We start from the raw sequence: 3,112 nt of genomic DNA, 5'->3' as shown, positions 1-3,112 counted from the left end.
TGACCGCCGGCCTCATCCTCGCGGTGATGCTCAGCGGCGAGAATCCCGAGCGTCGGCTCGAGGAGCTCAGCCCGCGCGTCCTGCCCGAGGCCGGTCCGCTGCGCACGGATGGTGGCGACGCCCTCACCGGCCGCGCCGCCGGCCAGACCGATGCCCCGCGCGCGGCGTACGAGACGCCGCAGGTTGAGCCCGCCCCCGGGGGCGGGAACGAAGGCAAGGCCGCGGGCCCGGCGGTCCCCGTCGAAGAGTCCACCGTCGCGGCTCCCGAGGCGGGGCGCCGGGACGCCGCGGCTTCCAGGACGAAAGGCAGCCTGGCGAGTCCCATGCCGCCCGTCGAGACCTCTGCTCCTGCACCAGGCCTGGCGCAGCGGGCCGATGGTGCGGCGGCAGAAGCCAGTCCAAAGCGAGAGCTGCAGGTTCTGGCGCTCTCCGAGGCGCTGCCCGACAGCCTGCTGTCCTGGGTGACGATGGAAGCGGACCAAAGCGGGATTTCGAGGATCTACGGCAGGGTGCGCGATGCGACGACCGGGAAGCCGATTCCCTTCGCCAATGTGATCGTGGAAGGCACGAACTATGGGGCGATGACGCAGGAGGATGGCAGCTTCGAGTTCCTGCTTCCCGATGGGACCTACGCCATCGTGGCGAGCTTTCTGGGCTATGAATCTGCGCGCGTCGAGAACCTCGGCATCGGCTCAGCTGGGTCGCAGATTGAGGAGTTCGCCATGAACAAGTCAGCGGCGCTGCAGCTGGAGACCATTATCATCGAAGGTGAGCCGCCGCTCGTCGACGTGAAAGCCTCGCGGAGTACCAGCTCCAAGGGCGCGCGTGAGCGCAATGCCAATGCAGTGGAGGGCCTCAATGAGGGCATGGCACTGCGAGCAAGCCCAGCTCCGGCAGCTCCCGCTGAGATGAAGCGGCAGCGGATCGACGAGCCGCGCCTGGAGGGCACCCTCATTGCCGGGCGCGAGGATGTGGACGACGAAGTTCGCGCCCTCCGCCGCCGGCGCTGCTGGATCCCGCCGGACTACCGCAACCCGAACGGCGAGCCCTTCGATGCTATGTACTTCCGCGACTACGGCACGAACCCCTTCATCGTGACCGAGGAGGACGCGCTGTCCACCTTCGCCGTGGACGTGGACAACGCCTCCTACACGCTCGTGCGGCGCTATCTCGACGAGGGCCAGCTGCCGCCGCCGGAGGCCGTGCGCGTGGAGGAGTTCGTGAACTTCTTCGATCCCGGCTACGGCCGCGTGCGCAAGGGCGACTTCGCCCTGCACGCCGACGGCGCGCCCGCGCCCTACGGCCGCGGCTACCACCTGCTGCGCCTGGGCCTCCAGGCCCGCACGATCGACGACGACGAGCGGCGCCCAGCGAACCTGGTCTTTGTCATCGACACTTCGGGCTCGATGGACCGCGAGAACCGCCTCGGCCTCGTCAAGCACGCGCTCGCCATGCTGCTCCAAGAGCTGGAACCGAGTGACCGTGTGGGCATCATCGAGTACGGCAGCGAGGGCCGCATCGTGCTCGCGCCGACCTCGCTCGAGGACCGCCGCACGATCGAGCGCGCCATCGAGCGCCTGCACCCCAACGGCAGCACGAACGCCGAAGAGGGCCTCGACCTCGGCTACACGATGGCCAGCCGCATCTACGACGCCCGCGCCATCAACCGGCTGATCCTATGCTCGGACGGCGTGGCCAACACCGGCGAGACGGACGCCGAGCGCATCCTGGACAAGGTGCGCTACCAGTCCGACCGCGGCATCCACCTGAGCACGATCGGCTTCGGCATGGGCAACTACAACGACGTGCTGATGGAGACCCTGGCTGACAAGGGCGACGGCAACTACTACTACGTCGACCGCATCGAGGAAGCGCAGCGTGTGTTCCGCGAGAACCTCACCGGCACGCTGCAGACGCTGGCCCGCGACGCCAAGATCCAGGTGGAGTTCGACCCCGAGCAGGTCGCCCGCTGGCGCCTGATCGGCTACGAGAACCGCGATGTGGCCGACCGCGACTTCCGCAACGATGCCGTCGATGCGGGCGAGATCGGCGCCGGCCATCGCGTGGTCGCCCTCTACGAGATCAAGCTCAGCGGCGAGGCCGAGCGCAGCGTGGACGGCCGTGCCGACCGCAACCAGCCGCTCGGCCTCGGCGTGCTGCGCTTCCGCTACGAGAAGCCCGAGCAGGACCGCCGCGCGGGCGAGGTTGTGGAGCTCGAGCGGCGCCTCACGACCGCGGATCTCAGCGTCGAGCTCTCGCGCGCCGCCGCCCGCCTGCGCCTGGCCGCCCTCGCCGCCGAGTTCGCCGAAATCCTGCGCGGCAGCTACTGGGCGCGCGACAGCCGTCTCGCCGATCTGGTTCGCCCGGCCGCTCGCCTCGCCGAGGAGCTGCGCGGGGACGAAGCGGCTCGCGAGCTGGCCCGCCTCGTCGAGCGCGCGGCGCGCCTCGCGGACGCCGGCGACGGCGACTGGCGCGAGGACCGCGAGGACGAACCCCGCCGGCCGTCCAAGCCGCCGCGCAGCGGCCGGGACTAGGCCCAAGCGCCGAGCGCCGTCGCTGGACCCATGCCAGCGGCGGCGCTCGCTGTTCCTGGCCACAGCTCTTCTAGTCGCGATGCACTTGACTGCCGTGGATTCTCATAGTATATTGCATGCCTCCCCACCTCCCGCGTCCTCGATCCTGCGAGGACCTTCCATGTCCGAGTTCCTGCCGAATCTCCCCGCCGCCGCGGTGGATGCCCGACTGCGTGCGGCCGTCGCCGAGTTGCGCCGCGCCGAGCAGAGCGCCGTCCTCTGGTTCGCCGAGCTGATGCGCCGGCGGCTCTACCGCGACTGCGGCTACTCCAGCATTCATGCCTACGCCGAGCAGGTGCTGGGCTTCTCCCGCAACAAGACCTTCCAGTTCATCCATCTGGCCGAGAGCTTGGAGCACCTGCCGCAGCTACAGGACTCGTTGACTCGCGGCGAGATGCCCTGGACGAAGGCGCGCGAAGTGGTGAAGGTGGCCACGGCGCAGACCGAGCGTCAGTGGATCGAAGAGGCGCAGCAGCTGAACAGCCGCACGCTCGAGACAAGGGTCAAGGAGGCTCGCCTGAGCACGCGGGCGCTCCTGG

Annotated in this window: 2 protein-coding genes; both read left to right on the top strand. The window is 69.4% G+C overall.

Going from position 1 to position 3,112, the window contains the following annotated elements; translation table 11 throughout:
• The coding region (locus FJ251_14925) for a DUF3520 domain-containing protein (GenBank protein MBM4118995.1) at positions 1-2,534 on the top strand (2,534 nt) is incomplete at its 5' end.
• Positions 2,535-2,694: 160 nt separating this feature from the next.
• Positions 2,695-3,112, top strand: a 418-nt coding sequence (locus FJ251_14920; GenBank protein MBM4118994.1) for a hypothetical protein, incomplete at its 3' end; no start/stop codon positions are given.

This window comes from bacterium, from assembly GCA_016873475.1.
Taxonomy (GTDB): Bacteria; Krumholzibacteriota; Krumholzibacteriia; order JACNKJ01; family JACNKJ01; genus VGXI01.
The sequence above is the reverse complement of the archived record's forward strand: the minus strand, read 5'-3'. Positions and strand labels throughout refer to the sequence as shown.